This is a genomic window from Vibrio sp. Vb2960 (assembly GCF_033337665.1).
In the GTDB taxonomy this organism is placed as follows: domain Bacteria; phylum Pseudomonadota; class Gammaproteobacteria; order Enterobacterales; family Vibrionaceae; genus Vibrio; species Vibrio alginolyticus.
Map to the genome: position 1 here is coordinate 1 of NZ_JAWORD010000065.1, position 1,104 is coordinate 1,104.

The 1,104-nt window shown below is 37.9% G+C and carries 1 protein-coding gene; it reads left to right on the forward strand.

Annotated features, from left to right (window positions below):
- Positions 1-138 precede the first annotated feature (138 nt).
- Positions 139-624, forward strand: a complete 486-nt coding sequence (locus R7O03_RS22615; RefSeq protein WP_025611557.1) for a type VI secretion system amidase effector protein Tae4 — start codon at positions 139-141, stop codon at positions 622-624.
- Positions 625-1,104 lie beyond the last annotated feature (480 nt).

Genomic DNA, 1,104 nt, shown 5'->3' on the forward strand with positions numbered 1-1,104 from the left:
GGCGTTATGTAACTTCATGATTAGTCAGTTTCAAAACTATATAATTTCAATCATAAAGTTTTCTTCTCTTTTTTAACATGAGGTCGAATCAGCGGCACATTATCTATCCTAAGATATTTACTAAGGATTGAGGTGAAAATGAAGTTGCCAACATGGGAAAAACTTCGTGCCAATTACCCTGCGTTACCAGCTAATGTGGTTTTTGAAAAAATTGGTGGTAAAGTAGGTTTGAACTACGAACTAGGTATATTTTCAAACGCTTGTGCTATTAGAGTTTCCAAAGCTCTTAATGGTAGCGGTGTAGAACACAAAATTCCTCGTTACAACGCGATTGGGCCGGAAGGAAAAATGAGTCTTCAAGTCTCTTCGGGACAAAATAAATTTTGGTATATTTTTCGAGTCAAAATTCTTATCAAATACCTATCAGAAAAATACTTTAGCCCTGAAGAGCTAACTCCCGAAGAGCACCTAGAGAAAATTAAAGGGCGTAAGGGCATTATTGTCTATCAAGTTGACGGATGGAGTGATGCGACAGGGCATGCTGACCTATGGGATGGGAATAAATGTGTATACCAAGGGTATGCATCAGTTACTCACAAAGTTCTGTTCTGGGAGTGCACATGATCAAGGTTATGACTTTCATACTTTTACTGATGTCATTATCTGTAAAAGCTAATACTGGTCCCCAATCTAATATCGATGAACAATTAATACAATTCGCGAGAGCGAATTGTTTATATCAGTACTTTCAACATAAAAACTACGACTTAGGTGATATTAGAAATATCTCTGCAGGTATAGTGCAAATGAGTTCTATATCACCAGACACTTTCGTTGAAGTATCTAGGCTAGTAAAAAAATATGAGCCCGCAATTAATTATAAGAATGAGACGTCTCCTTTACTCGCGAAGTGTTTTACTTTGGAAAACGATCCTGTTTTTCTAGAAAATCTGAGCTTGTTGACTCAGGTTGAGTAAAGTTACATAACAAACTGTTTAAGAGTGATTCGCAACGCGTGGCATTTTTGCTATGCGTTGCGTTTAGTGGTTAAGATGGTATGCGGCGGCATCGGTATTGCGTTGCTCACACCTTAACAGGGCGTTA

What these genes read in the sequence shown, in the direction of transcription:
- R7O03_RS22615 (WP_025611557.1), top strand. Translation starts at nt 139, where the DNA reads ATGAAGTTGCCAACATGGGAAAAACTTCGTGCCAATTACCCTGCGTTA.